21 protein-coding genes are annotated in these 24,065 nt (G+C 71.1%); 14 read left to right on the plus strand and 7 right to left on the minus strand.

The annotated features are described in order from the left end of the window. Nucleotides 1–47 precede the first annotated feature (47 nt). The 3 genes from sucB (at nt 48) to A3IC_RS0126155 (ending at nt 4,382) form a co-directional block, all read left to right on the plus strand. Complete coding sequence (gene sucB / locus A3IC_RS0126145) at nt 48–1,880, plus strand: 2-oxoglutarate dehydrogenase, E2 component, dihydrolipoamide succinyltransferase (protein ID WP_020553024.1); 1,833 nt, start codon at nt 48–50, stop codon at nt 1,878–1,880. 113 nt (nt 1,881–1,993) lie between these two features. Beyond that, complete coding sequence (locus A3IC_RS0126150; protein WP_020553025.1) at nt 1,994–2,887, plus strand: TIGR01777 family oxidoreductase; 894 nt, start codon at nt 1,994–1,996, stop codon at nt 2,885–2,887. Nucleotides 2,888–3,137: 250 nt separating this feature from the next. After that, complete coding sequence (locus A3IC_RS0126155; RefSeq protein ID WP_245599496.1) at nt 3,138–4,382, plus strand: NAD(P)/FAD-dependent oxidoreductase; 1,245 nt, start codon at nt 3,138–3,140, stop codon at nt 4,380–4,382. Between the two features lie 124 nt (nt 4,383–4,506). On the opposite strand, the gene A3IC_RS0126160 is transcribed toward A3IC_RS0126155, so the two are convergent. Beyond that, nucleotides 4,507–5,877 carry an NsdA family TPR-like regulatory protein gene (locus tag A3IC_RS0126160; RefSeq protein WP_020553027.1) on the minus strand — a complete coding sequence of 457 codons (1,371 nt, stop codon included), beginning with the start codon at nt 5,875–5,877 and terminating at the stop codon, nt 4,507–4,509. A 571-nt stretch (nt 5,878–6,448) separates the two neighbouring features. Here A3IC_RS0126160 and A3IC_RS62690 point away from each other — a divergent pair. The 5 genes from A3IC_RS62690 (at nt 6,449) to A3IC_RS0126185 (ending at nt 10,441) form a co-directional block, all read left to right on the plus strand. Next, nucleotides 6,449–7,156 (plus strand): hypothetical protein, encoded by a 708-nt coding sequence (locus A3IC_RS62690; RefSeq protein WP_020553028.1) that lies wholly within the window; start codon nt 6,449–6,451, stop codon nt 7,154–7,156. Nucleotides 7,157–7,184: 28 nt separating this feature from the next. After that, entirely contained in the window at nt 7,185–8,000 is an 816-nt protein-coding gene (gene lipB / locus A3IC_RS0126170; RefSeq protein ID WP_020553029.1) for a lipoyl(octanoyl) transferase LipB, read from the plus strand. Nucleotides 8,001–8,266: 266 nt separating this feature from the next. Next, entirely contained in the window at nt 8,267–9,238 is a 972-nt protein-coding gene (gene lipA, locus A3IC_RS0126175) for a lipoyl synthase (RefSeq protein WP_020553030.1), read from the plus strand. A 91-nt stretch (nt 9,239–9,329) separates the two neighbouring features. Then, on the plus strand, nt 9,330–9,593 hold the full coding sequence (locus A3IC_RS56655; RefSeq protein ID WP_020553031.1) for a hypothetical protein: 264 nt from the start codon (nt 9,330–9,332) through the stop codon (nt 9,591–9,593). A gap of 161 nt (nt 9,594–9,754) precedes the next feature. Continuing rightward, nucleotides 9,755–10,441, plus strand: a complete 687-nt coding sequence (locus tag A3IC_RS0126185; protein WP_020553032.1) for a DUF4191 domain-containing protein — start codon at nt 9,755–9,757, stop codon at nt 10,439–10,441. A 223-nt stretch (nt 10,442–10,664) separates the two neighbouring features. On the opposite strand, the gene A3IC_RS0126190 is transcribed toward A3IC_RS0126185, so the two are convergent. Next, nucleotides 10,665–11,123, minus strand: a complete 459-nt coding sequence (locus A3IC_RS0126190; RefSeq protein WP_020553033.1) for an RDD family protein — start codon at nt 11,121–11,123, stop codon at nt 10,665–10,667. A 245-nt stretch (nt 11,124–11,368) separates the two neighbouring features. Here A3IC_RS0126190 and glnA point away from each other — a divergent pair, with 245 nt between their 5' ends. Then, nucleotides 11,369–12,778, plus strand: coding sequence for a type I glutamate--ammonia ligase (gene glnA / locus A3IC_RS0126195; protein ID WP_026218756.1), 1,410 nt, complete (start codon nt 11,369–11,371; stop codon nt 12,776–12,778). 32 nt (nt 12,779–12,810) lie between these two features. On the opposite strand, the gene A3IC_RS62695 is transcribed toward glnA, so the two are convergent. From A3IC_RS62695 to A3IC_RS0126215, 3 genes are all read right to left on the minus strand, one after another. After that, on the minus strand, nt 12,811–13,014 hold the full coding sequence (locus A3IC_RS62695) for an integrase (protein WP_158696106.1): 204 nt from the start codon (nt 13,012–13,014) through the stop codon (nt 12,811–12,813). A 477-nt stretch (nt 13,015–13,491) separates the two neighbouring features. Next, on the minus strand, nt 13,492–13,713 hold the full coding sequence (locus A3IC_RS0126210) for a DUF397 domain-containing protein (RefSeq protein ID WP_020553036.1): 222 nt from the start codon (nt 13,711–13,713) through the stop codon (nt 13,492–13,494). Further along, the gene (locus A3IC_RS0126215) at nt 13,710–13,940 is read right to left on the minus strand and encodes a Scr1 family TA system antitoxin-like transcriptional regulator (protein WP_020553037.1); all 231 of its coding nucleotides are present in this window, start codon (nt 13,938–13,940) and stop codon (nt 13,710–13,712) included. Before A3IC_RS0126215 ends, A3IC_RS0126210 begins: the two co-directional genes overlap by 4 nt. 272 nt (nt 13,941–14,212) lie before the next feature. Between A3IC_RS0126215 and A3IC_RS56665 the strand changes: the two genes are divergently transcribed. The 4 genes from A3IC_RS56665 (at nt 14,213) to A3IC_RS56670 (ending at nt 18,567) form a co-directional block, all read left to right on the plus strand. Next, nucleotides 14,213–15,073 (plus strand): helix-turn-helix domain-containing protein, encoded by an 861-nt coding sequence (locus A3IC_RS56665; RefSeq protein ID WP_158696107.1) that lies wholly within the window; start codon nt 14,213–14,215, stop codon nt 15,071–15,073. A 163-nt stretch (nt 15,074–15,236) separates the two neighbouring features. Further along, a complete protein-coding gene (locus A3IC_RS0126225; RefSeq protein WP_020553039.1) occupies nt 15,237–15,578 on the plus strand; it encodes a VOC family protein in 342 nt (113 codons plus the stop codon). A 195-nt stretch (nt 15,579–15,773) separates the two neighbouring features. Beyond that, a complete protein-coding gene (locus tag A3IC_RS0126230) occupies nt 15,774–17,246 on the plus strand; it encodes an MFS transporter (RefSeq protein ID WP_040877215.1) in 1,473 nt (490 codons plus the stop codon). 397 nt (nt 17,247–17,643) lie between these two features. Then, nucleotides 17,644–18,567 (plus strand): phosphatase PAP2 family protein, encoded by a 924-nt coding sequence (locus A3IC_RS56670; protein ID WP_245599498.1) that lies wholly within the window; start codon nt 17,644–17,646, stop codon nt 18,565–18,567. Here A3IC_RS56670 and A3IC_RS0126240 read toward each other — a convergent pair. Next, nucleotides 18,531–21,548 (minus strand): bifunctional [glutamine synthetase] adenylyltransferase/[glutamine synthetase]-adenylyl-L-tyrosine phosphorylase, encoded by a 3,018-nt coding sequence (locus A3IC_RS0126240; protein WP_020553042.1) that lies wholly within the window; start codon nt 21,546–21,548, stop codon nt 18,531–18,533. The genes A3IC_RS56670 and A3IC_RS0126240 overlap by 37 nt on opposite strands. A 242-nt stretch (nt 21,549–21,790) precedes the next feature. On the opposite strand from A3IC_RS0126240, the gene A3IC_RS0126245 reads away from it, so the two are divergent. Then, nucleotides 21,791–22,417, plus strand: coding sequence for a TetR/AcrR family transcriptional regulator (locus tag A3IC_RS0126245; RefSeq protein ID WP_026218758.1), 627 nt, complete (start codon nt 21,791–21,793; stop codon nt 22,415–22,417). A 90-nt stretch (nt 22,418–22,507) separates the two neighbouring features. Here the strand turns inward: A3IC_RS0126245 and A3IC_RS0126250 are convergent, their stop codons facing one another. Further along, nucleotides 22,508–23,869, minus strand: a complete 1,362-nt coding sequence (locus A3IC_RS0126250; RefSeq protein WP_020553044.1) for a glutamine synthetase family protein — start codon at nt 23,867–23,869, stop codon at nt 22,508–22,510. Between the last annotated feature and the right edge of the window lie 196 nt (nt 23,870–24,065).

The following is a 24,065-nucleotide window of genomic DNA, read 5'->3' on the forward strand; positions in this document are numbered from 1 at the left end:
TCATCCAAGACACACGCCTTGAAGCGTTGAGAAGGAGTCATTGACCCATGCCGGTCTCCGTAACACTGCCCGCGCTCGGCGAGAGCGTGCAGGAGGGCACCATCACCCGCTGGCTCAAGCAGGAGGGTGAGCGCGTCGAGCTGGACGAGCCCCTGCTCGAGGTCTCGACCGACAAGGTCGACACCGAGATCCCCTCCCCCGCCGCCGGCATTCTGGTGTCCATCAAGGCCCAGGAAGACGACACGGTCGACGTCGGCGCCGAACTGGCCGTGATCGACGACGGCTCCGGTGCTCCGGCGGCTGCGGCCGCCGCGCCGGCGCAGGAGGCTCCGGCTGCTCCGGCCGCGCCGGCACAGGCCGCGCCCGCTCAGGCGGCGCCCGCCGCTCCGGCCGCGCCTGTCGCGCCTGTCGCGCAGCAGGAGACCGCTCCGGCTCCGGCCGCCGCCCCGGCCGCGCCCGCCGGCGACGCGCAGGGCACTCCGGTGCTGCTGCCCGCGCTCGGCGAGAGCGTGCAGGAGGGCACCATCACCCGCTGGCTCAAGCAGGAGGGTGACACGGTCGAGGCCGACGAGCCGCTCCTGGAGGTCTCGACCGACAAGGTCGACACCGAGATCCCGGCGCCGATCGGTGGCGTGCTGCTGAGGATCAGCGTCGCCGAGGACGAGACGGTGGAGGTCGGCGCCGAGCTGGCCATCATCGGCGCGCCCGGTTCCGCGCCGGCCGCGGCGCCCGCTCCGGCGGCGCCCGCACCGGCCCAGCAGGCTCCGGCGCAGGCGGCTCCGGCTCCGGCCGCGCCTGCCCCCGCTCCGCAGCAGGCCGCTCCGGCGCAGGCCCCGGCACCCACGCCGGCTCCGGCGCCCGCTCCGGCTCCGGCGCCCGCCGCGCAGCAGGCCGCTCCGGCCGCCCCGCAGCTCACCCCGCCGGTCGAGGCGGACGGCGCGTACGTCACGCCGCTGGTGCGCAAGCTGGCCGCCGAGCACAACGTGGACCTGGGCTCGATCGCGGGCACCGGCATCGGTGGTCGGATCCGCAAGCAGGACGTCCTGGAGACGGCCCGCAAGCAGCAGGCGGCCCAGGCCGCCGCCGCGGCATCGGCTCCGGCCGCCGCCCCGGCCGCGCCCGCCGCCAAGGCCCCGGCCGCGATCGAGCCGTCGCCGCTGCGCGGTCGGACCGAGAAGCTCTCGCGCATGCGCACGGTGATCGCCAAGCGCATGGTCGAGTCGCTGCAGACCTCGGCCCAGCTGACCACGGTCGTGGAGGTGGACGTCACCAACATCGCCCGCCTGCGCGACCGGGCGAAGAACGACTTCGTGGCGCGCGAGGGCGTCAAGCTGTCGTTCATGCCGTTCTTCGCGAAGGCGGCCGTCGAGGCGCTCAAGATCCACCCGGTCCTGAACGCGTCGATGGACCTGGCCGCCGGCACCGTGACCTACCACGACGCCGAGCACCTGGTGATCGCGGTGGACACCGACCGCGGCCTGATGGTCCCGGTCATCCACAACGCGGGTGACCTGAACATCGCGGGCCTCTCGCGCAAGATCTCCGACCTGGCCGAGCGCACCCGTACCAACAAGGTGAGCCCGGACGAGCTGGCCGGTGGCACGTTCACGCTGACCAACACCGGTTCGCGCGGCGCGCTGTTCGACACGCCGATCTTCCCGCAGCCGCAGGTCGCGATGCTTGGCACGGGCGCGGTCGTCAAGCGCCCGGTCGTGGTCAACGACCCGACGCTCGGCGAGGTCATCGCGGTCCGCTCGATGGTGTACCTGGCCCTGTCCTACGACCACCGCCTGGTGGACGGCGCGGACGCGGCCCGCTTCCTGCAGACGGTGAAGACCCGTCTCGAGGAAGGCGCCTTCGAGGGCGACCTCGGCCTGTAGGACACACCGCGGCGGACACGTTCCCAAGCGGTGGGCACGTGCCGAAGGCGGCCCGGACACCTCGTCCGGGCCGCCTTCGGCATTTCCGCGGTCCGGTGGGCAAGGATGGCGGTATGCGTATCGCCGTCACCGGTTCGTCCGGCCTCATCGGGTCCGCCCTCGTCCGCTCGCTGACCGCCGACGGGCACCGGGTGGTCCGGCTGGTCCGTCGGGCTCCCGGCAGCCCGGACGAGGTCCGCTGGGATCCGCACGCGGGCACCGTGGACACCGCCACGCTCGGCCCGGTGGACGCGGCGGTACACCTGGCCGGCGCGGGCATCGGCGACAAGCGCTGGACGGCCTCGTACAAGCGCGAGCTGCGCGACAGCCGGGTCTTGGGCACCGCGGCCGTCTCACGCGCTCTGGCGGCCCTGGAACCCGCGCCGCGGGTACTCCTGTCCGGCTCCGCGATGGGCTTCTACGGCGACACCGGCGACCGCGAGGTGGACGAGTCGTCCCCGGCCGGCAGCGGCTTCCTCGCCGACCTGTGCATCGAGTGGGAGGCCGCCACCGTACCCGCGCTGGAGGCCGGCATCCGAGTCGCCCACCTGCGTACCGGCCTGGTGCTGGACCGCTCCGGTGGCACGCTGCGCCGGATGATCCCGCTGGTCAAGGCCGGTCTGGGCGGCCGGCTCGGCTCGGGCCGGCAATACTGGAGCTTCATCTCGCTTGCCGACGAGGTGGCCGCGATCCGCCACGCCCTCGACCACCCCGACCTGGCCGGCCCGATCAACCTGACCGCACCGCACCCGGTCACCAACGCCGAGGCCACCAAGGCACTGGGCAAGGCCCTGCACCGCCCCACCGTCCTGCCCGTACCCGCCTTCGCCCTACGCGCCGCCCTCGGCGACTTCGGCACCGAAATCCTCACCGGCCAACGCGTCCTGCCCAAGGCCCTCCTCACCTCGGGCTTCACCTTCGAACACCCCACCATCGAATCCACCCTCACCGCCGCCCTGACAGCCTGACCCGGCGCCGACTACGACGCGGCCTCGGGGTCACCGGGGCCCATGAAGCGCTGCCCGGCCCCGTCGGTGTGGCTCGCATTGCCGGGCACATCGCAGGCCGGGTGGTTCGTGATCGGCTCCTTTCGGCCCAACTCCCGTGCGTGACAGGGCGATTACGGTGATTTCCCTGGGTATGACCAGTAGGCGACGAAACCGACTCCGCGGCGCCTGCGGCCGTGGGCAGGGGGACGGGAGGACGACCGTGGTCAACGTGCGTCGAACCGAGGTGATCGTGGTGGGAGCGGGCCTTGCCGGCTTGAGCGCGGCGCGAAGCGTCGCGGCGGCGGGGGTTCCGGTGACCGTTCTGGAGGCCGCGGAGCGACCCGGAGGGCGGGTGCGCACCGACCTGGTGGACGGGTTCCGGGTCGATCACGGCTTTCAGTCGCTGACCACCTCTTGGCCCCAGGTGGGCCGGCAACTGGACGTCGCCGCACTGGGGTTGCGTTCGTTCCAGGCCGGTGTCCTGCTTCACGAGGACGGTCGCACCCAACGGGTGGGCGACGTCCGCCGGGTGCGGGACGCGATCGGCGGGCTGCGCAACGGCAGCGGCACCGACCGGGCCCGGGTGGCCGCGTTGCTCGCCCGGACCGCGTCCGCTCCGGTGGCCCGGGTGATGAGCGCTCCGGAGGTGGCCGTCGCCGACGCGCCGACGATGTGCGCGCTGCCGCCCGAACTGGCCCGGCGTACGCTGCGCCCGCTGCTGGTCATGTTGTTGCACGACCCCGCGCTGCGTTCGTCCAGCCGGTTCGCCGAGTTGATGCTGCGGTCGTTCCTGCGTGGCCGGGTGGCGCTGCCCGCCCGCGGCATGGCGGCCGTGCCGGCCCAGCTCGCGGCCGGGCTGCCCGCCGGCGTGGTGCGCCACGGCGTGCGGGTGTTGTCCGTCTCGGCCGACCGGGTACTCACCGACGTGGCGGGCGAGATCCGCGCCGGCGCGGTGATCGTGGCCACCGATCCGACCACGGCGGTGGCCCTGCTGCCGGGCCTGCGGATGCCCGAGTTCCATCCGGTGACCACGCTGTATCACGTGGCTCGCGGCGCCCCTCGACCCGACGCGTCACTGCTCGTGGAGGCCGACGCCCGCAGCCCGTTCACCCACACCGCGGTGGTCAGCCAGGTCGCGCCCACGTACGCGCCGGACCGGCGGGCCCTGATCGCCACCACCGTCCTGGGCCACGACGGAGCGGAGCCGACCAAGCTCGAACTCCGGGTTCGCGAACGGCTGGCCGTCGTATACGACACGCCCACCACCGAGTGGGCACACCTGACCACCTGTCACATCACGCGCGCCGTCCCGGTGGTCGAGCCCGGCCACAACTTCCGCCGCCCGGTCCGCCTGATCGGCGGCCTGTACGTCTGCGGCGACCACCGCGACTCCAGCTCCATCCAGGGAGCCCTGGCCTCCGGCCGCCGAGCCGCCAGATCGGCCCTCGCCGACCTGGGCGTCCTGGCGGCCTAGGCGGGCGCGTGGCCGACCGGCCCCATCGGGCCCACCCGAGGCCCGAATTCCGCGGCCCCGGGCAAACGGTGGGCGAGCGGGTACGAAAGACCCGAGCCGACCAGGACGCACCCGCGAACCGCGCTCAAGCGGTCCGCACGAAGTACCCCGACCGCGCCTCGAACTCCCGCACCGCCGGCACATCCCGGTACGGCGCCAACCGGTGCGTGAACTCGCGTACGTAGTCCACCGCCCGCGAGGACCGCAGGCCCTCCGCCTGCTCCGTCGCCTCCGCCTCGATCCGGCACGCCTGTTCGATCTCGCCCAACTCCAACAACGCGGTGGCCAGGATCGTCTGGCAGAACAGCCGACTGCGGGTGTACTCGCTGCCACGCAACAGCAGCGACCGCTCGGCGTATTCGCGGGCCTTGTCGTAGTCCTCCAGGTCCCGATAGCAGTGCGCGTGATCGTCGGTCAGCTGCGCCTCGTTCATGAACGCGACCCATTCCGGCTCCGCGTCCCCGGGCGCGACGCACTCCAACGCCTGTTCCGCGCGCAGCAACGCGGCGCCGCACGCCCGCGCGTCCCCGAGCAGGCCGTGCCCGCGCGCCTCGACCGCGTGGAACAGCGCCCGGACCCGGGGCGTGGCCACCCCCGACGCACCCTGCTGGGCGACCCGCGCCAGTTGTACCGCCTCGCGCCCGTGGCCGAGGTAGACCGCCTGTCGACTCATCGTGGACAACACGAACCCGCCGAGCGCCCGATCACCGGACGCCTGGGCCAGCCGCAGGGCCTGGACGAAGTAGCGCTGCGCCATCCCGTGCACGCCCACGTCGTACGCCATCCAGCCGACCAGCCGGGTCAGCGTGGCCGCCGCGCCGAACAGCGCGCTGCCGGTGCGCGAGTCGTAGGTCCCGCGCAGTATCGCGGTCACCTCCGTGTCGAGGTAGCGCACCAGCGCCTGTCTGCCGTGCCCACCGCCGAACGAGTTGTCCAACCGCCGAAACGCCTCGCCGACCGCACGCACCGCGGCCACGTCGCCGAGCCCGACCCGATCGCCGTCCTGTCGGGCCGGCCGCTCGTCGCCGGCGCCGATCAGCCAGTCCCGGCTGGGCACCACCAGCGCCCCGGGCGTGAACGCGGCCTCCACCAGCGCGGATCGCTGCGCCGAATCGGCCTGCCACATGCCCGTGACGATCTCGACCGCCTCGGGCGGCCCCGACGCGTATTCGAGCCCGGCATAGTCCGGCCGGCACCCGGCCATGCCCAGATCCTCGGCGCTCAGCTTGCGGCCGAGTCGTTGGGTGAAGACCTCGGCAAGCAGTATCGGCACGATCCCGCGCGGATGTTGGCCACGCAGCCAGCGCGCCACCGAGGTCTTGTCGTACCGGAGATCGATGCCCTGTTCCGCACCGAGTTGGTCAACGCGTCTGGCCAGACCGGCATGCGAGAAGCCGGCTTCCTCGACAAGCGCCGCCAGCCGGTGATTGGGGCGCCGCTCGACCCTGGCTGCCATGGAGATGAACGCCTCCCGCTGGTGCGGTGGTTCGGTGTGGGTGGGTGATCGCGCGAGAATCTAGCGATTTCTGGAGCGCTACAACCCGAACGCTCGCAACAATGACCCTTTCGAGTTACCGGGTCGGGGCCGGCGAACGGGTGGCGAATCCGGTCCGACGGCCCTCCGCCACAGCCGAGTTCGGCAGAACCTGCCGAACCCTCGGGATGGATCCGATGCGGCATCACCACCCGCGCGTCGCTTGCGGTGCGCGGGGCCGTGGTGGAACATGCGCGAGGCAGTTCACCCGATGGGGTGATCAACACCGGCGTGGCCGAACCCGAACCGCCCGGCCGAACCGAACCACACCGCCGGAACCGACCCCGAAGCCAACCCGAAGCCGAAACCGCCCGGCCGACCCCGAATCCAAAACCGCCCGGCCAACGGAACCCGCATCACACCGCCGGAACCGAACCGACCGCAACCGAGCCGAACCGTGCGAGTGAATCTCGCAGCCGGCCGAACCGGCCCACGACTCCGCTCCCCGCCGCCCGCCCCCGCGGCCTCGCCCCGACTCGAAGGAAGCGCACGCGTGACCCGGCAGCCCGACGACACCGCTCGCGGGATCGTGATCCCCCTGGTGGTGGTCGCGCTCGTGTGCCTGCTGCTCACCAGCGGAGTCTTCCTGTTCTCCGGCTCGGGCGACGACAAGGGCCGCCATCGCTCGCTCCCGAACGACCTGAACCTGCCGCTGCCCGCGCCCGCGCCCGCGTACCCGCTGCCCGGCACCGCCCCGGCAAGCCCGGGGGCGGCCACCTCCACGACCGCGAGCCCCACCAGGTCGGCCGCCCGCTCTCCGTCCGCCACGGCGAGCGCGACCGCGAGTACCGGCCCCACGACGGCCCGCACCACCGCGCCGCCCGGCTCGACCGCGCCGCCCGTTCCGCCCCCGCCGGCCACCACCGGACCCAAGGACATCTCCGTCGACGCCGAGGTGACCGACTCCGGCTGGGGCGCCGACGGCACGGTGATCATCACCAACCGCACCGCGCGTGCGCTCCCGGCCTGGGACCTCACCCTCACCGCGTCCGGCCGGGGGAGCGGCTTCACCATGCTCTGGGGCGAGGGCATGCGCACCAGCACCGATCGTGGCATCGCCACCGCGCGCGGCAGCGGCCCGTTGGCCCCCGGGGCCAGCGTGGTGATCGAGTTCGGGCTGTACGGCCGGGTCGAGTCGATCGGCTGCACCTTCACCGGCGTCACCTGCACGGTCCGCGGGCTCGACACCGGCCATCGGTGACGCGCGACCCCGTCGTACGCTGTTCGACGTGACCAGCTTCTTGCGATTCGTGCACTTGGGCCTCGGCGCCGCCGCCGTTCCGTACGAGGCCGCCTGGGAGGAGCAGCGCCGCGTCCACGAGCAGGTGGTGAGCGGTGTGTCACCCGACACCTGCCTGCTCCTGGAACACCCCGCGGTGTACACGGCCGGCCGCCGCACGGACCCCTCCGAGCGCCCGATGGACGGCACCCCCGTGGTCGACGTGGACCGGGGCGGCAAGATCACCTGGCACGGCCCCGGCCAACTCGTCGGCTACCCGATCGTGCGGCTGCCCGAGCCGGTCGACGTGGTGGCGCACGTGCGCCGGATGGAGGAGGCGCTGATCCGGGTCTGCGCCGACCTGGGCCTGGAGACCACCCGGATCGAGGGCCGCAGCGGCGTCTGGGTGCTGGGCGACGCGGTGCCGCCGAGCCCGGCCCCGGTCGGCGGGCTCGATCTGCGCCTGGACGGCCGTCTGGCGGCCGGACCCGACCCGCGCCTGCACCCGGAGTTCGACCCGCGTCTGGCCGGCCCGGAGTACGCACCGTCCAACGCGGGCCAGCGCGGCGACGACCGCAAGCTCGCGGCGATCGGCGTCCGGGTCTCGCGCAAGGTGACCATGCACGGCTTCGCGATCAACTGCGACGCGGACATGACGTACTACGACCGGATCGTGCCGTGCGGCATCAAGGACGCCGGCGTCACCTCGCTGAGCCGTGAACTGGGCCGCGAGGTCACCGTCACCGAGGTCCTGCCGCTGGCCGAGAAGCACCTGGCCGACGTGTTCGCGCACGTGCCGTGTGAGGCGCCGATCGGGTCCGCGTGACGCCCGCCGCGTGCCCGGCGTGAAACCCGCCTCGTCGCCCGGCGTGACGCAGACCTCGTCGCCCGCGTGACGCACGCCTCGTACCCGAATCCGACATCCGGGGAATGCACCCGGGTTCGTCCCGGTTGCCACCCGATGGGCCGTCCGACGGCCCCGATCGCTCGGCGTACTCTGGACGTACCGCCCCACCACGGGCCCGGACATCCTGCCGGGCCCATCGCAGTCTGTCCCGCCCCGCAGGCTGCCCCGAGCAAAGGGAGTCGCGCGTGTCCGCTGTCGCACCCGACGGCCGCAAGCTGCTTCGCCTGGAGGTCCGCAACGCGGAGACTCCCATCGAGCGCAAGCCTTCGTGGATCAAGACCCGGGCGAAGATGGGCCCCGAGTACACCGAACTCAAGCAACTCGTGAAGCGCGAGGGGCTGCACACGGTGTGCGAGGAGGCCGGGTGCCCCAACATCTACGAATGCTGGGAAGACCGCGAGGCGACCTTCCTGATCGGCGGCGACCAGTGCACCCGACGCTGCGACTTCTGCCAGATCGACACCGGCAAGCCGGCCGAGCTCGACCGTGACGAGCCGCGCCGCGTCGCGGAGTCGGTCCAGGCGATGGGCCTGAAGTACGCGACCGTCACCGGCGTCGCCCGCGACGACCTGCCCGACGGCGGCGCGTGGCTGTACGCGGAGACGGTGCGCCACATCAAGGAGCTGAACCCCGGTACCGGGGTGGAGCTGCTGATCCCGGACTTCACCGCGCAGCCGGACCAACTGGCCGAGGTGTTCTCGTCCCGCCCCGAGGTGCTCGCGCACAACATCGAGACGGTGCCGCGCATCTTCAAGCGCATCCGACCGGGCTTTCGCTACGAGCGCTCGCTCGACGTGATCACCCAGGCCCGGGCCGACGGCCTGGTCACCAAGTCCAACCTGATCCTGGGCATGGGCGAGGAACGCGCCGAGATCAGCCAGGCCATGCAGGACCTGTACGACGCGGGCTGCGAGCTGCTGACCATCACGCAATACCTGCGGCCGAGCGTGCGGCACCACCCCGTCGAGCGCTGGGTGCGCCCGGAGGAGTTCGTCGAGCTGAACGAGGAGGCCGAGGAGATCGGCTTCGCGGGCGTGCTCTCCGGCCCCCTGGTCCGCTCGTCGTACCGCGCGGGCCGGCTGTACCGCCAGGCACTCGAAGTGCGCGAATCCCGCTCCGCTTCAGGCGAAGGTATGCAGACTTTCACGTCGGTTTGACCCTGACGTCATCATTTGGTAACACATTGTTGCGAGAGTCGACCGCAGTGCGGTGAACGTTCGCACCAAGAACAGGTAGGGGGACGACGTCATGCAGGACACGCAGCAGGGCAACGCCTCGGTGCTGCGAGGCGCGTTCGATCGCGGCTTCGCGGCCCGCCGGGCGACCGTGGGCCGGGTCTTCCGGGCCGTCGAGACCGTGCTGATGTTCGAGGGCGGCCAGCGCACCGCGCGACGCAACGCGTGGGCGGCCGTCTGCGCCGACCGCAATCGCGCCCGCGCCCGCGCCGAGGCTTCCGACATCCTGGCCCGGCTCGCCCCGGTCAACCCGTCCCCGGGCACCGGCTCGCACTGACGCGCGCCGCGCCGTACGGCCGTTCACCGGGGGTTCGTCTCCGGCCGAACGGCCGTTGCGCTGCTCGGACGGTTGTAGTGCCGCGCTCGCCCGCATGAAGGTTCGGACAAGCTGTCGGCAGGCATTGTCCGAGGTGGACGACACGCCAGTATCCTTTTCACATGGCGAGCAAGGAACCATCCGAGAAGAGCGGCCGGCTGAAGCAGATCCGGCTCGCCTACCAGCAGACGAAGAAGGCCGATCCGTGGGTCGGCTTGATTGTGGCGGCCTGGGGTCTGGGCGTATTCGCAGTACTCCTGGCCATCGGCTTCTGGTGGGGACATCCGATCTACCTGGGCATCTTCGGTGCCCTCGTGGGTCTGCTCGCGGCGGCCTTCATCTTCGGACGACGGGCCGAGAAGTCGGTGCTCGGCCAGATGGAGGGCCAGCCCGGCGCCGCGTTGGCGGTCATGCAGTCACTCAAGCGTGGCTGGGTCGTGACCCCCACCGTGGCCATCACCCGCCAGCAGGATGTCGTCCACCGCGCCGTGGGTCGCCCCGGCATCATCCTGGTGGGCGAGGGCCAGCCCGGTCGCGTGGCGCGACTGCTGGCCGATGAGAAGAAGCGTATGTCCCGCCTGGTGGCGAGCACCGCGGTGCACACGATCATCGTCGGCAACGACGAGGGTCAGGTCCCGCTGCTCAAGCTGCAACGGCACATCATGAAGCTGGCGCCGACCATGGCCAAGCCCGAGGTCGCGGTGGTCAACGACCGCCTGCGTGCGGTCGGCGACCTGATGAAGAACATGCCGGTGCCCAAGGGCCCGATGCCGAAGGGCGCGCGCATGCCGCGCGGCCCGCGCGGCTGACCCCCGCCCCCAACCGCGCACCCACCGCGCGCGACGCGGCAGCGACACCCCGTCCCCACCCGATCACGAGAGCGGCGGCGATCCGAACCGGATCGCCGCCGCTCTTTCTGTTGTGTCGCGTCGCCGCTTGCGTTGCGGCGAGGTGTCATGGGGGCGGTGCGAGTCGTGGCGCCGCACCCGTCGTGTTACGAACCACGCACGCACCACTGCGGTCCTCGCGTGCCTACGCACGCACCACGGCGGTACCGACCGCCTTGTCGTGGAACCCGCGCCCGTCCCGGTCGTAGATCGCCGGCGGGATCACCAGGCACAGCAGGAACGTGCGCACCACGACCGCGAGCGGCAACAGCGTGTCGCGGGTGACCGACACCACCCGGATGCCCATGACGCGCTTGCCGAAGGTCCAACCGATCGTGCTCACCAGGAGCAGGTTCTCGGCGGCGAACAGGGCGAGGGTTCCCCAGCTCGTCCCGGGGTCGTTGAGGTCGCCGCCGCCCAGGAAGGAAAGCGCGATGACGTAGCAGATGCCCCAGTCGATGAGCAGGGCGATCAGCCTGCGCCCGGTCGGCGCCAGAGAATTGGGTCCGTCCTCGGGCAGCCCGAGACGCTTGCCGCGGTAGCCGAAGTCTTCGCCCGCCGTCCCGGGGGCCTGGTTCCGCGATGCGGTCGTGTTCTCGTCCACCCTTCCAAAGTAGACGAGCCGGGCCGATTCACCCGCCCCGGGGTGTGCGTGAGCACGATGATCATGGGCATGCATCCAGGCAAGACGGGCTAGACCGTACGGGTGTGTGCGTAACATCCCGGAAACACGAGGGACACCGACGGGAAACCGCTCCCGCCTACCTTCGAGGCCTAGTGGCCACCGGGGAGGAGGCCGCTCCCCGCGAACGCAACTACCCGCGCCTGGCGCCGGGTCGAGGAGGATTGATGTTCAACAACGCCGAAGAGGTGTCGCGATACATCGCCGACAACGACGTCAAGTTCGTCGACGTTCGTTTTTGCGACCTGCCTGGCGTGATGCAGCACTTCACGGTCCCGGCGAAGACGTTCGACCCGAGTGAGACGCTGGCGTTCGACGGATCCTCGATCCGCGGCTTCCAGGCGATCCACGAGTCGGACATGGCCCTTCGCCCCGACCTGTCCACGGCGCGGCTCGACCCGTTCCGCAAGGACAAGACGCTCAACATCAACTTCTTCATCCACGACCCGCTGACGGATGAGGAGTACAGCCGCGACCCGCGCAACGTCGCGAAGAAGGCCGAGCGCTACCTCGCCGGCACCGGCATCGCCGACACGGCGTACTTCGGCCCCGAGGCCGAGTTCTACGTGTTCGACAGCGTGCGCTTCTCGACCGGCGCGAACGAGTCCTTCTACCACATCGATTCCGAGGCGGGCGCCTGGAACACCGGTGCGGAGGAGAACAACCGCGGCTACAAGGTCCGCTACAAGGGTGGCTACTTCCCCACCCCGCCGGTCGACCACTTCGCCGACCTGCGCGCGGAGATCTCCCTGGAGCTCGAGGCCGCGGGCCTGGAGATCGAGCGCCAGCACCACGAGGTGGGCACCGCCGGCCAGGCCGAGATCAACTACAAGTTCAACACGCTGCTGGCCGCGGCCGACGACCTGATGCTGTTCAAGTACATCGTCAAGAACGTCGCGTGGCGCAACGGCAAGACCGCGACCTTCATGCCGAAGCCGATCTTCGGTGACAACGGCTCGGGCATGCACTGCCACATGTCGCTGTGGACCGACGGCTCGCCGCTGTTCTACGACGAGCAGGGCTACGCGGGCCTGTCCGACACCGCCCGCTACTTCATCGGCGGCCTGCTCAAGCACGCCCCGTCGCTGCTCGCCTTCACCAACCCGACGGTGAACTCGTACCACCGCCTGGTCCCGGGCTTCGAGGCGCCGGTCAACCTGGTCTACTCGCAGCGCAACCGCTCGGCCTGCATCCGTATCCCGATCACGGGCAGCAACCCGAAGGCCAAGCGCGTCGAGTTCCGCGTCCCGGACCCGTCGGCCAACCCGTACCTGGCCTTCGCCGCCCAGCTGATGGCCGGCCTCGACGGCATCAAGAACAAGATCGAGCCGCTCGAGCCCGTCGACAAGGACCTGTACGAACTGGCCCCCGACGAGCACCAGGCCGTCCCCCAGGTCCCCGGCACCCTCGCCGAGGTCCTCGACGCCCTCGAAGCCGACCACGAGTACCTCCTCGAAGGCGGCGTCTTCACCCAGGACCTGATCGACACCTGGATCGAATACAAGCGCACCAAGGAAATCGACCCGGTCCGCCTCCGCCCCCACCCCCACGAGTTCGAGCTCTACTTCGACATTTAAGTCGCGATAGCGCTGACCTGCGGGTTCATCCCTTAAGCGGCCTGAGAAGGCACAACGAGGGCACTCCCCCGAAGAACAAGGCCGTCGACCGCTGCTTCAAGAGCGCGGTCGACGGCCTTCTTCGTGCGCTCCTCGCCGGCAGGCATGAGGTGGGTGTGGATCCGGAGGGTGAAGCCGGGGTCGGCATGCCCGAGGTACTCGGCGAGCGCCCGGATGTTCTCACGCGCGTCGAGCACGAGGCCGGCGTAGTGGTGCCGGAGCGCGTGCATCCCCTCGCTGCGGGACTCCGCGTACAGCTCGCCCTCGTCCGGCGTCCCGATGACGCCGGACTTGGCGAGGGCGGGCTTCCGGATGTTCGGGTTGAAGCGCGAGTTTGGTTGATGTCCTTCTCGGCCGGGCCGAAGATCTCACCTGTCGAAGCCCATAACCGGCCCCGATGATGGCCGTGCAGCGTAGGCGACGGGAAGTGCCGCGACGACTTCGAGGACGCGCTGTGAGAACCACGGCTCGATCGGGGGCTTGGTGTTCTTGGGTAGGCGGACGGAACCGGCGCCGCACGGGTTCTTGGCGATGACGCCGTCGTCCATGGCCGCGACGAGGATGGCCGAGAGGTCGTGCACAGAAGGTCGACGGCGGCTGGCCCCAGTCCGCTTGAGGCCGGCCACCGCCACATACCCACGAGGGCCCGATCCGGCGGATCGGGGCCGCCGCGCCTACAACTCCCCGGCGAGGAAACCGGCGCGAGTCGCCGCCCATTCGGCGGCGGTGAAACGCAGGTCACCCCGGCCGGGGTTCTTCGAGTCGCGCACCGCCTTGCCCCCTCCGGGCAGGTCGGTGACCTCGAAGCACTCGCCCTCCCCGGCACTGGCCGACGACTTGTGCCACGTCGCGGCCGTCAAATCGTGCGCGTACAGGTCCGTCTTGCGATCGTTCACGTGCGTCTTCCTTCTTCCATCCGGGCGATCAATGCCAGCGAATCATCGGTCGACAGAGCCGCCGCGACGATCCGTTCGAAGGCGTCGGCGAAGATCCTCACCCCGTCCGCCTCCTCCACGTACGACGATCCCAGCAAGTTCTCCACCTGGACGACCCCAGGGGGCAGACCGGGAAAGCCGATCAGGTTGAACCCGCCCGCACCGCCCGGATGCGGGGTGGCGTCCAAGCGTCGGACACCACAGGGCCCGGGAGACGGCGGTACGGCGGCCGTGATCGGGGACAACTCGACTCTCACTACAGGAAGGCGTCCTCCGTCGAAGGCAGGGCACGAGCAGGGCACACCAGGCCCACCGAGGGCACTCCCCCGAAGAACAAGGCCGTCGACCGCTGCTTCCAGAGCGCGGTCGACGGCCTTCTTCGTGCGCTCCTCGCCGGCGGTTGCAGCCGGAGGCGCCCGGTGGGTGGGCTCGGTGGCCGCGGCGCGGGGAGACTGGGGGCGTGGCGAGCTTCGATGGGATTCGGTGCGGGGGCGGCGCGGGTGGGCGCTGGGAGGCTGCCATCGGGCGACCCGACCTCGGGCTCGGCGGCCTGGTGGTCGGCTACCGGGGGTTCTGCGAGTCCGCGGGTGGGCCCGTCGTGCGGCGGGAGTTGCCGGCGTCGGGCTTGGTGTTGTTGATCAGTCTCGGGGAGCCGCTGTCGTTGGTTCGGGGCGGGCGGGGTGGGGCGGCGGCCGCGGCGGCGTTGGTGGGGGTCGGGCGGGAAGGTGTCGAGGCGGCGCACGGGGGCGCTCAGCGCGTGTTGGAGGTGCGGCTTTCGCCGTTGGCGGCGGGGGTCTGTTTCGGCGTACCGGCGAGCGAGTTGGCCGAGTCGGTGGTGGATGTGGCCGAGTTCTGGCCGGATGCGGGCGAGCTGGTCGAGCTGCTGCGTGGGGATTCGGGGTGGGCGGAGCGGTTCGAGCGCATCGAGGCGATCCTGGGCGCGCGGGCCGAGCGGGGGCGTGCGGCCGATCCGGTGTTGGCCGGGTCGTGGCGGCAGGTGACGGACCGTCGCGGCGATCTCGGGATCGGCGTATTGCACGAGCAGACCGGGTGGAGTCGCAAACGGTTGGCGCAGCGATTTCGGGCCGAGATCGGGTTGCCGCCGAAGGCGATGGCCAACCTGGTGCGGTTCGAGCACGCCGTGGGCCTGCTCCGCTGTCCCAACGTGGGGTCCCTCGCCGAGGTGGCGCTGCGCTGCGGGTATTACGACCAGGCCCACCTCAATCGAGAGTTCAAGGAGTACGCCGGCTGTACGCCGACCGCGTTCCTCGACGGCCTGGACAACGATGCCTCGGGAGCGGCCATGGCCGCCGCCGGCTGACGGCGCCTCGACGGGACTCGCCGAAGAACCACGAGGGGTGACGGCGCCCCACCCCGTATCAGGGCCGAGCGGCTCGGCAGCGGCCGCCGGCCCAAATATCCAAGACCGTGACATGTCGGCCGCCTACCGTCGAGGAATCATCCATCGACACGCGGGAGTTGTCATGCACGGCGAGCCGACCTTTTTCGAGATCGGCGTCCCGGACCCGGTCCGGGCGCAAACCTTCTTCGGCCGGCTGTTCGATTGGCAGTTCCCGCCGACCGGGGAGCCGGGCCAGGTCTCGATCGGGACGCCGACCGGCAGGGGCGGGCTGCACGGTCGGGACCCGTCGAAGTCCATCACGATGTTCTTCGCGGTGGACGACATCGAGGCGTCCGTCGGGCTCGTCCGCGAGTTGGGCGGTACGGCGGAGGATGCCCGCCCGGAGGAACCGGGTTTCGGACGGTTCGCCCTGTGCTCCGACGACCAGGGCGTGCCGTTCGGATTGCACCAGGTCGGCGGCTGACCGACCACACTCGCCCCACCCCCAACGGCCCTGCCCCCGCATTCGACCGCAGGGGCAGGGCCGTTTCTTTGCCGCAGCCCGGCAGGCCGGATACCCCTGTGAGGTATTTTCCCTCAAACCCTGGCGCCTGATACCCCCCTAGGGTATGTTCCTGATCGCTCGATACCCCCCACGCGTATCCACGGAGTGATCGCCATGTCCCAACCCCAGGCCCGACCCAACCCCGACCCACGCCGGTGGTCCGCGCTCGCGCTCATCGCGCTCGCCCAGTTCATGGTCATCATGGACACGTCGATCATCGGCGTGGCGCTGCCCGAGATGCGCACCGACCTCGGCTTCTCGCAGGAGAACCTGTCCTGGGTCTTCAACGCCTATGTGGTCGCCTTCGGCGGCCTGCTGCTGCTCGGCGGGCGGCTGTCCGACCTCTTCGGCGCCAAGCGCGTGTTCGCCGCCGGCTGGGCCGTCCTGGGCGCGGGCTCACTCGCCGCCGGTCTCGCGGGCCAGGTCTGGGTCGAACTCGCCGGCCGCGCCGTCCAGGGCGTCGGCGCCGCGCTGATCGCACCCTCCGCCCTGACCTTGTTGATGATGCTCTTCGGCGGCAACCCCAAGGAACTCACCAAGGCGTTCGCGCTGTACGGCGCCGCGGCTCCCGCCGGTGGCACGGCCGGCGTCTTCCTCGGCGGCCTGATCACCGAATACGCGAGCTGGCCGTGGGTCTTCTACATCAACATCCCGGTCGCGATCCTCGCCCTCGTCGCCACCCCGGCGCTGATGCCCGACGCCCCCGCCCGCCGCGGCGGCATCGACGTCCTCGGCGCGATCACCGTCACGGCCGGCCTCGGCACCGTCGTCTACGCCGTCGTCCGGGCTCCCGAAACCGGCTGGGCCTCGGCCGAGACGCTCCTCGTGATCGCCGCCGGCATCGCCCTCACCGCACTGTTCCTGCTGCTCCAGGACAGGCGGGCCGAGCCGCTGATGCCGTTGCGCATCCTGCGTACGCCGGGCCTCGCCGGGGCCAACCTCGCCCAGTTGCTGATGGCCGGCGCCTGGATCCCGATGTGGTTCTTCCTCAACCTCTACCTCCAGCAGGTCCTCGGCCTCGGTGCCTTCGCCTCCGGCTCCGCACTGCTGCCGATGACCGTCGCCATCATGGTGATGATGATCGTGCTCGCCCCGCGCCTGATCGCCCGCTTCGGCCCCGCCCCGCTCGTGGTCACCGGTCTCGCGGCGCTCGCCGGCGGCATGTTGTGGTTGTCCTTCGTCCGCTCCGACGGCAACTACTGGGTCGACGTGCTGCCCGCCTCCCTGCTCGCCGCCACCGGCATGGCCCTCGCCTTCATCCCCTCGCTGGGCACCGCCATCTCCAGCGCCCGTCCCGAGGAGGGCGGCCTCGCCTCCGGCATCGTCAACACCAGCTACCAGATCGGCTCGGCCCTGGGCCTGGCCGCGATGACCGCCGTCGCCGCGGCGCACGGCGCCCGGGAGGTCGGCGACCCGGCCGCGCTCACCGACGGCTTCTCCGCCGCCTTCCTCGGCGCCGCCGCGATCGCCGCCGCCGGCGCCCTGATCTCTGCCGTCACCCTGCGCAAGCCCACGACCACCGCACCCGCATCGGGCACGGCCACGACCCCCGTCGACCGGCCCTCCGACTCGCTTCCGACCACCTGACGCCGGCCTGCCTTCGAGTGCGTCGCCATCCGCGGGATCGGCCGAACCACCCGGGTCGGCGACAGCGCCGACCGCACCCCGCCCACCACGCACCGTGCCGCCTTCTCGACCGAATCGAGAGGGCGGCACTCGTTCGCGTGTCGACCGAGGTGCCGTCCAGCGGGTGTCGCGCCGTTCCTCCCCCGCCCGCCCCGAGCCTCCGTCACCTCGCGAAACCCCGCCTGGATACGTCCCGATTCCTCCCCCCGGAGAAGGAGAAGATCACCCGCGGATGGCCCTACAGGGTGATCGGCGAAGGGAAGGGCTCTGGCAGACTTGACCCATGGGGGGCAATCCGAGCCGAGAGACCATGCCGCCGTCGGGGCGACGGGTGACCGACGAAGCCGGACGGACAACCATGCAGTCAATCCCCACGAGGACCCGATTGCGCGCCTATCTGAGCACGCCGCGTCGGCCGCGATTCGTGGTCGAACTCGCGTTGATCGCGTTGAGCTACTGGGTGTACTCACTCATCCGCAACGCGGTGCCCGAGCGGGAACATCTCGCCGTGGACCGTGCCAGGCAACTGCTCGATCTCGAGAAGACGCTGCACATCGACATCGAGCACAGCGTCAACCACACCGTCGACGGCGTCACCTGGTTGATCGTGTCGATGAACTACTACTACGCGACACTGCACTTCGTGGTGACCATCGGCGTCCTGGTGTGGCTCTTCCACAGACATCCCGGCCGCTACCGGGCCGTGCGCACGGTGCTGTTCCTGACCACCGGCCTGGCGCTGTTCGGCTACTTCTTCTTCGCCCTGGCCCCACCGCGACTGCTGCCGGACGCGGGCTACATCGACACCGTCCTGGTCCACAACACGTGGGGCTCGATGGCGTCCGGAGACATGAAGAACGTCTCCAACCAGTACGCCGCGATGCCGTCGATGCACATCGGCTGGTCGACGTGGTGCGCGATGGCGATCGTGATGTTCGCGCGGCCGATGTGGGTCAAGGTCCTCGGGGCGCTGTACCCGATCGTCACCCTGCTGGTGATCGTGGCGACCGGCAACCACTTCGTGCTCGACGCGGTCGGCGGCTGGATCACCCTCGCCGCGGCGTTCGGCCTGCAGTGCCTGCTCAACGGGCGCTCCGCGTACCGCTTCCCGCAGTACCCGCCGAACGACCCGCGCGCCGCGACCGAGCCCGGGGATCGCTCCGCCGAGCCCGACCGCGTGCCGGTGGGTGCGGGCGGCCGGAGCCCGCACGACGATGACGACGACGACACCCGGCGCGAGCGGCCTCAGCGCGAGCCGGTCGAAGTCTCGTCCTCGCCGTAGAACACCCGCTCCACCACGACCCGGGCGAGCCGGGTCACCCGCCGGTACTCCTCGATCAGACTGCCGGTCTCGTCGGAGGGGTGCCCCAGCAGCCGGGCCACCCCGCCCAGCTCGCGCACATCGGTCGGGAAGCTGTCCGAGGACCGGCCGCGCACGATCATCACCGCGTTGCGCACCCGGGTGGCCTCGACCCACGCGTCGTCCAGGACCCGTGCGTCGTGCGCGTCGAGCAGTCCCGCGTCCCGGGCCGCCGCGAGCCCCTGCCGGGTGCCGGTCACCCGCAGCGCGGGCACCGCGTCCGCGTGCCGCAACTGCAACAGCTGGACCACCCATTCCACATCGGCCAGCCCGCCCCGCCCGAGCTTGGTGTGCAGGGTCGGGTCGGCGCCGCGGGGCAGCCGCTCGGACTCGATCCGGGCCTTCATCCGGCGGATCTCCCGCACCTGGGTGTCGTTGATCCCGCCCCGCGGGTGGCGCAGCGGATCGACCATCGCCAGGAACCGCCGACCCAGGTCGGCGTCCCCGGAGGTGAAGTCGGCGCGCAACAGCGCCTGGCTCTCCCACAGCTTCGACCAGCGCTCGTAGTAGGCCCGATAGGACGCCAGCGTGCGCACCAGCGGGCCCTGCCGCCCCTCGGGTCGCAGGTCGGCGTCGATCAACAGCGGCGGATCCGTGGACGGGATCTGCAACAGCCGGCGCACCTCGTTGCACACCCACCGCGCGGCCTTGGTCGCGGCCTCCTCCTCGGCTCCCTCGATCGGCTCGTGCACGAACATCACGTCCGCGTCGCTGCCGTAGCCCTGTTCGTAGCCGCCGAATCGACCCATCGCGATGATCGCGAGCCGGGTCGGGATCGGTCCCCGGGTGCGCTCGCACGCGTCTATCGCGGCCTGGAGCGCACCGGTCAGCGTCGCCGCGTTGACATCGGTGAGCGCCTTGCCCGTGGCGTCCGCGTCCAACCGGCCCAGCACGTCGGCCGCGACGATCCGGAACAACTCGCGGCGACGCACGCTGCGCGCCGCCTGCACCGCGCTCTCCGGTCCCGGCGCACGCCCCACCGCAGCCAGGATCTCGGTCTCCAGCGCCGCCCGCGAGCGCGGCCGCAGCCCGTCCACGTCGCCCAGCAGCGCCACCGCCTCGGGCGCCCGCAACAGCAGATCCGGGGCCAACCGCCCGGACGCGAGCACCCTGGCCATGTACTCGGCCGCCGCTCCCGACGAGCCCGCCCCCGAGTCGCGCAGCAACCGCAGATACCAGTGCGTGTTGCCGAGCGCGTCGGAGACCTGCCGAAAGGCGAGCAGGCCGGCGTCGGGGTCCGCCGAGTCGGCGAACCAGCTCAGCATCACCGGCAACAGCGTGCGCTGGATGGAGGCACGCCGGCTGACCCCGGACGCGAGCGCCTCCAGGTGACGCAGCGCGGCCGCCGGGTCGGCGTACCCCAGTGCCTCGAAACGGGCCCGCGCGGCCTCCGGGGTCAGCCGCTGCTCACCCGCCTTGAGCCGGGCCACCGCGTCCAGGAGCGGCCGATAGAACAACTTCTCGTGCAGTCGGCGCACCTCCACCGTCTGCTGCTTCCAGGCCCTCTCCAACTCGCCCACCGGATTCGAGCGCATGCCCATCGAGCGGCCGATCCGGCGCAGTTCGCCCGGATCGGTCGGCATCAGGTGGGTACGGCGCAGCCGGAAGAGCTGGATCCGGTGCTCCAACGTGCGCAGGAAGCGGTAGGCGGCGTCCAGCGCGGCGCCGTCGTCGCGCCCCACGTAGCCGGCCGCGGACAGCGCGGCGAGCGCGTCCAGGGTGGAGCCGCTGCGCAGCGCCGGGTCGGACTTGCCGTGCACCAACTGGAGGAGTTGCACCGCGAACTCGATGTCGCGCAGACCGCCGGGGCCGAGCTTGACCTCGCGCTCCACCTCTCGCGCGGGGATGCTGTCCACCACTCGGCGACGCATCGCCTGCACGTCGGCGACGAAGTTCTCCCGGCGGGCGGCGGTCCACACGAGCGGGGACACGCTGTCCAGGTACCTGCGGCCCAGCGCCGAGTCGCCGGCCACCGGGCGGGCCTTGAGCAGGGCCTGGAACTCCCAGGTCTTGGCCCAGCGTTCGTAGTAGGCCAGGTGGCTGGCCAGCGTGCGGGTGAGCGGGCCGTTGCGGCCCTCCGGGCGCAGGTTGGCGTCCACCTCCCAGATCGAGCCCTCCACGGTGGTCGCCGAGCAGGCCCGCATCAGCGCGCCGGCCAGCCGATTGGCCGCGGCGACCGCGACGCCCTCGGGCACACCGGGGGGTGCCTCGGCGACGAAGACCACGTCCACGTCGCTGATGTAGTTGAGTTCGCGTCCGCCGCACTTGCCCATGCCGATCACCGCGAGCCGGCACTGTTCGGCCTCGACCGGGTGCTCGCGCCGGACCAGGTCGAGCGCGGCGTCCAGGGTGGCGCCGGCCAGGTCGGCGAGTTCGGTGGCGACGGTCGGCTCGTCGACGCTGCCGCACACGTCGCGCGCGGCGATCGAGATCAGGCAGCGCCGATAGCCGATCCGCAGCGCGTCCAGCGCCGGGTCGCCGCGCAGGCCGGCGGTGGCGGTGGTGAGCACGGCGTGGAAGTAGGCGGGCGTGGGCCGGGCGTCCTGGACGTCGTAGGTGACCAGCGTGCGCCAGTCGTCGGGGTGGCGCGCGAGGTGGTCGCCCAGTGCCGCGCTCACACCCAGGACGCCCAGTATCCGGTCCCGGAAGGGCTTCGCCGAGGCGAGCGTGGACAACAGGACGGAGCGGTCGGCGGCGGCCTCGGCGAGCCGGACCAGGCCCAGCAGCGCGAGGTCGGGGTCGGCGGTGGCGGCGAGCGCGTCCAGGAAGAGCGAGTCGTCCCCGGCGCCGAGCAGTGCCGGATCGCGCAGATTACGCGCGGCGGCCGCGGTGTCCGTGAAGCCGAGCCGGACCAGCCGCCCGTCGGTGGCCGCCGGTTCGCGAGGCTGATCCACAGAGGTCACCGGCCGAGCGTATCCGGTGAAACGGCTGATCGATCAAGAACGGAACTGGGAATGTGGACGCGCCGCACGGGGCTCGCCGAGCCCCCCGACCGCGGCGAACTTGAATGCGGCGCGCCCTCGCCCGGTGGCGGATGTCAGTTCCACTCTGCGAGCCGTCCGTCCCACGGCCCGAAGAGGCCTCCGTAGCGACGAGCTGCCATACGCCACCGTACGGAACGTCACCCTACGTTAGCGTAGGTGCCATGCGCAACGGTGTTCCCTCGGAGAGGGTTCAATCAGACGACGAACCGGAACGGCCCGCTCGCCCCGGCCGCCGCACCCTCAGCCGAGAGGACTGGGCTCGGGCGGCCCTGGAGGCGATGCGAGAGGGCGGCCTGGGCGCGGTCGCGGTGGAACCCCTCGCGGAAAGCCTCGGCACCACCAAGGGCAGCTTCTACTGGCACTTCAAGGACCGCGACTCACTCATCCAGGCCGCCCTGGAGCGCTGGGTGGCCGAGTCCGAGGAGCTGATGGCCGCAGCCGAACGCATCGAGGATCCGGTCGAACGCGGCCGCCGACTCACCGAGTACGCGTTCACCGCGCCCAGCGGCGCGGACATCACCACCACACTGCTGATCCACGCCCAGCACCCGGTGGTGGGCCCGATCCTGGAACAGGTCACCCGCCGCCGCCTGGAGTTCGGCGCCCGCCTCACCGAGGAACTCGGCCTGCCCGCCGACGCGGCCTACCGCCACGCGCTGACCGCGCTGACGATGACGGTCGGCATCGCGTTGATCCGCCGGGGCGCCCCGCAACTGCTGCCCCAGGGCGAGGACAAGGACGCCTATGTCCGCTACATCCTGGAACTGCTCGGACCGCCGATGACCTGACCCCGCAGCGCCGCACCGACGACGAACGGCCCGACCCCGCACCGGGGTCGGGCCGTTCGCGTCGTGCTCGGACACGGGCCGCGGGTGCGCTCAGAGCACCGGCAGGTATCGCTTCAGCTCGAAGGGAGTCACCTGCTGCCGGTACTCCTCCCATTCGTGCCGCTTGTTGCGCAGGAAGAACTCGAAGACGTGCTCGCCGAGGATCTCCGGCAGCAGTTCGCTGCGCTCCATCAGCGCGATCGCCTCGGCCAGGTTCTGCGGCAGCGGCGCGATGCCCAGCGCTCGGCGCTCGGCGTCGGTCAGCGCCCACACGTCGTCCTCGGCGCCGGCGGGCAGTTCGTAGCCCTCCTCGACGCCCTTGAGCCCGGCGCCGAGCAGCACGGCGTAGGCCAGGTAGGGGTTGCACGCCGAGTCGATCTGGCGCACCTCGATCCGGGTGGACTGCCCCTTGGTGGGCTTGTACATCGGCACCCGTACCAGCGCGGAGCGGTTGTTGTGCCCCCAGCAGATGTACGAGGGGGCCTCGCCGCCCATGCCCGCGGTGCGCGCCGACGCGCCCCACAGCCGCTTGTACGAGTTGACCCACTGGTTCGTGATCGCGGCCATCTCGCCCGCGTGCATGAGCAGGCCCGCGATGAACGAGCGGCCGACCTTGGAGAGCTGGTACTCGGCACCGGCCTCGTAGAACGCGTTGCGGTCGCCCTCGAACAGGGACAGGTGGGTGTGCATGCCCGAGCCCGGGTGCTCGGAGAACGGCTTGGGCATGAAGGACGCGTGCACGCCCTGCTCCAGCGCGACCTCCTTGACCACCAGGCGGAAGGTCATGATGTTGTCCGCCGTGCTCAGCGCGTCCGCGTAGCGCAGGTCGATCTCCTGCTGACCCGGCGCGCCCTCGTGGTGACTGAACTCGACCGAGATGCCCATGTTCTCGAGCATCGTGATCGCCTGCCGGCGGAAGTCCTGGCCGACCGGCTGCGGGGTGTGGTCGAAGTAGCCGCTGTGGTCCACCGGGGTCGGCGGGCGCCCGTCGACCGGCTTCTCCTTGAACAGGAAGAACTCGATCTCGGGGTGCGTGTAGAAGGTGAAGCCCTTCTCCGACGCCCGCTCCAGGGTGCGCTTGAGCACGTAGCGCGGGTCCGCGAAGGACGGCGAGCCGTCGGGCATCAGGATGTCGCAGAACATCCGCGCGGTGCCGGGCGCCTCGGCCCGCCACGGCAGGATCTGGAACGTGGCCGGATCGGGCTTCGCCAACATGTCGGATTCGTGCACGCGCGCGAATCCCTCGATCGCCGAGCCGTCGAACCCGATGCCTTCCGCGAAGGCCTGCTCCAGTTCGGCCGGAGCCACCGCGACCGACTTCAGGAAGCCGAGCACGTCGGTGAACCACAGCCGCACGAACCGGATGTCGCGCTCCTCCAGGGTGCGGAGCACGAACTCCTGCTGCTTATCCATAATTCCCTATCCTTGCAGGTCGGACGGCCTGTGAGCGATCGGCAGGGGCACTGCGGGGCACACGAGTATCCCGCTCCAGGGTTTCCGGCACATTACGTACCCTTTGCGTTGCACTCCTGCTCGCGCACGGGTACCGCCGTGCTCGCGTGACTCCCGTGGTCCTGTACCCCGAGAACCGCTCCATGGGCGACCTGCG

It is taken from the genome of Embleya scabrispora DSM 41855 (genome assembly GCF_000372745.1).
Lineage (GTDB): Bacteria > Actinomycetota > Actinomycetes > Streptomycetales > Streptomycetaceae > Embleya > Embleya scabrispora.

Excerpts from the sequence above, each read along its gene's own strand:
- glnA (WP_026218756.1), top strand. The coding sequence starts at position 11,369 with ATGTTCAACAACGCCGAAGAGGTGTCGCGATACATCGCCGACAACGAC.
- A3IC_RS0126230 (WP_040877215.1), top strand. The coding sequence starts at position 15,774 with ATGTCCCAACCCCAGGCCCGACCCAACCCCGACCCACGCCGGTGGTCC.
- A3IC_RS0126185 (WP_020553032.1), top strand. The coding sequence starts at position 9,755 with ATGGCGAGCAAGGAACCATCCGAGAAGAGCGGCCGGCTGAAGCAGATC.
- A3IC_RS0126245 (WP_026218758.1), top strand. The coding sequence starts at position 21,791 with ATGCGCAACGGTGTTCCCTCGGAGAGGGTTCAATCAGACGACGAACCG.
- A3IC_RS56655 (WP_020553031.1), top strand. The coding sequence starts at position 9,330 with ATGCAGGACACGCAGCAGGGCAACGCCTCGGTGCTGCGAGGCGCGTTC.
- A3IC_RS0126150 (WP_020553025.1), top strand. The coding sequence starts at position 1,994 with ATGCGTATCGCCGTCACCGGTTCGTCCGGCCTCATCGGGTCCGCCCTC.
- A3IC_RS56670 (WP_245599498.1), top strand. The coding sequence starts at position 17,644 with ATGCAGTCAATCCCCACGAGGACCCGATTGCGCGCCTATCTGAGCACG.
- A3IC_RS0126250 (WP_020553044.1), bottom strand. The coding sequence starts at position 23,869 with ATGGATAAGCAGCAGGAGTTCGTGCTCCGCACCCTGGAGGAGCGCGAC.
- sucB (WP_020553024.1), top strand. The coding sequence starts at position 48 with ATGCCGGTCTCCGTAACACTGCCCGCGCTCGGCGAGAGCGTGCAGGAG.
- A3IC_RS0126225 (WP_020553039.1), top strand. The coding sequence starts at position 15,237 with ATGCACGGCGAGCCGACCTTTTTCGAGATCGGCGTCCCGGACCCGGTC.
- A3IC_RS0126160 (WP_020553027.1), bottom strand. The coding sequence starts at position 5,877 with ATGGCAGCCAGGGTCGAGCGGCGCCCCAATCACCGGCTGGCGGCGCTT.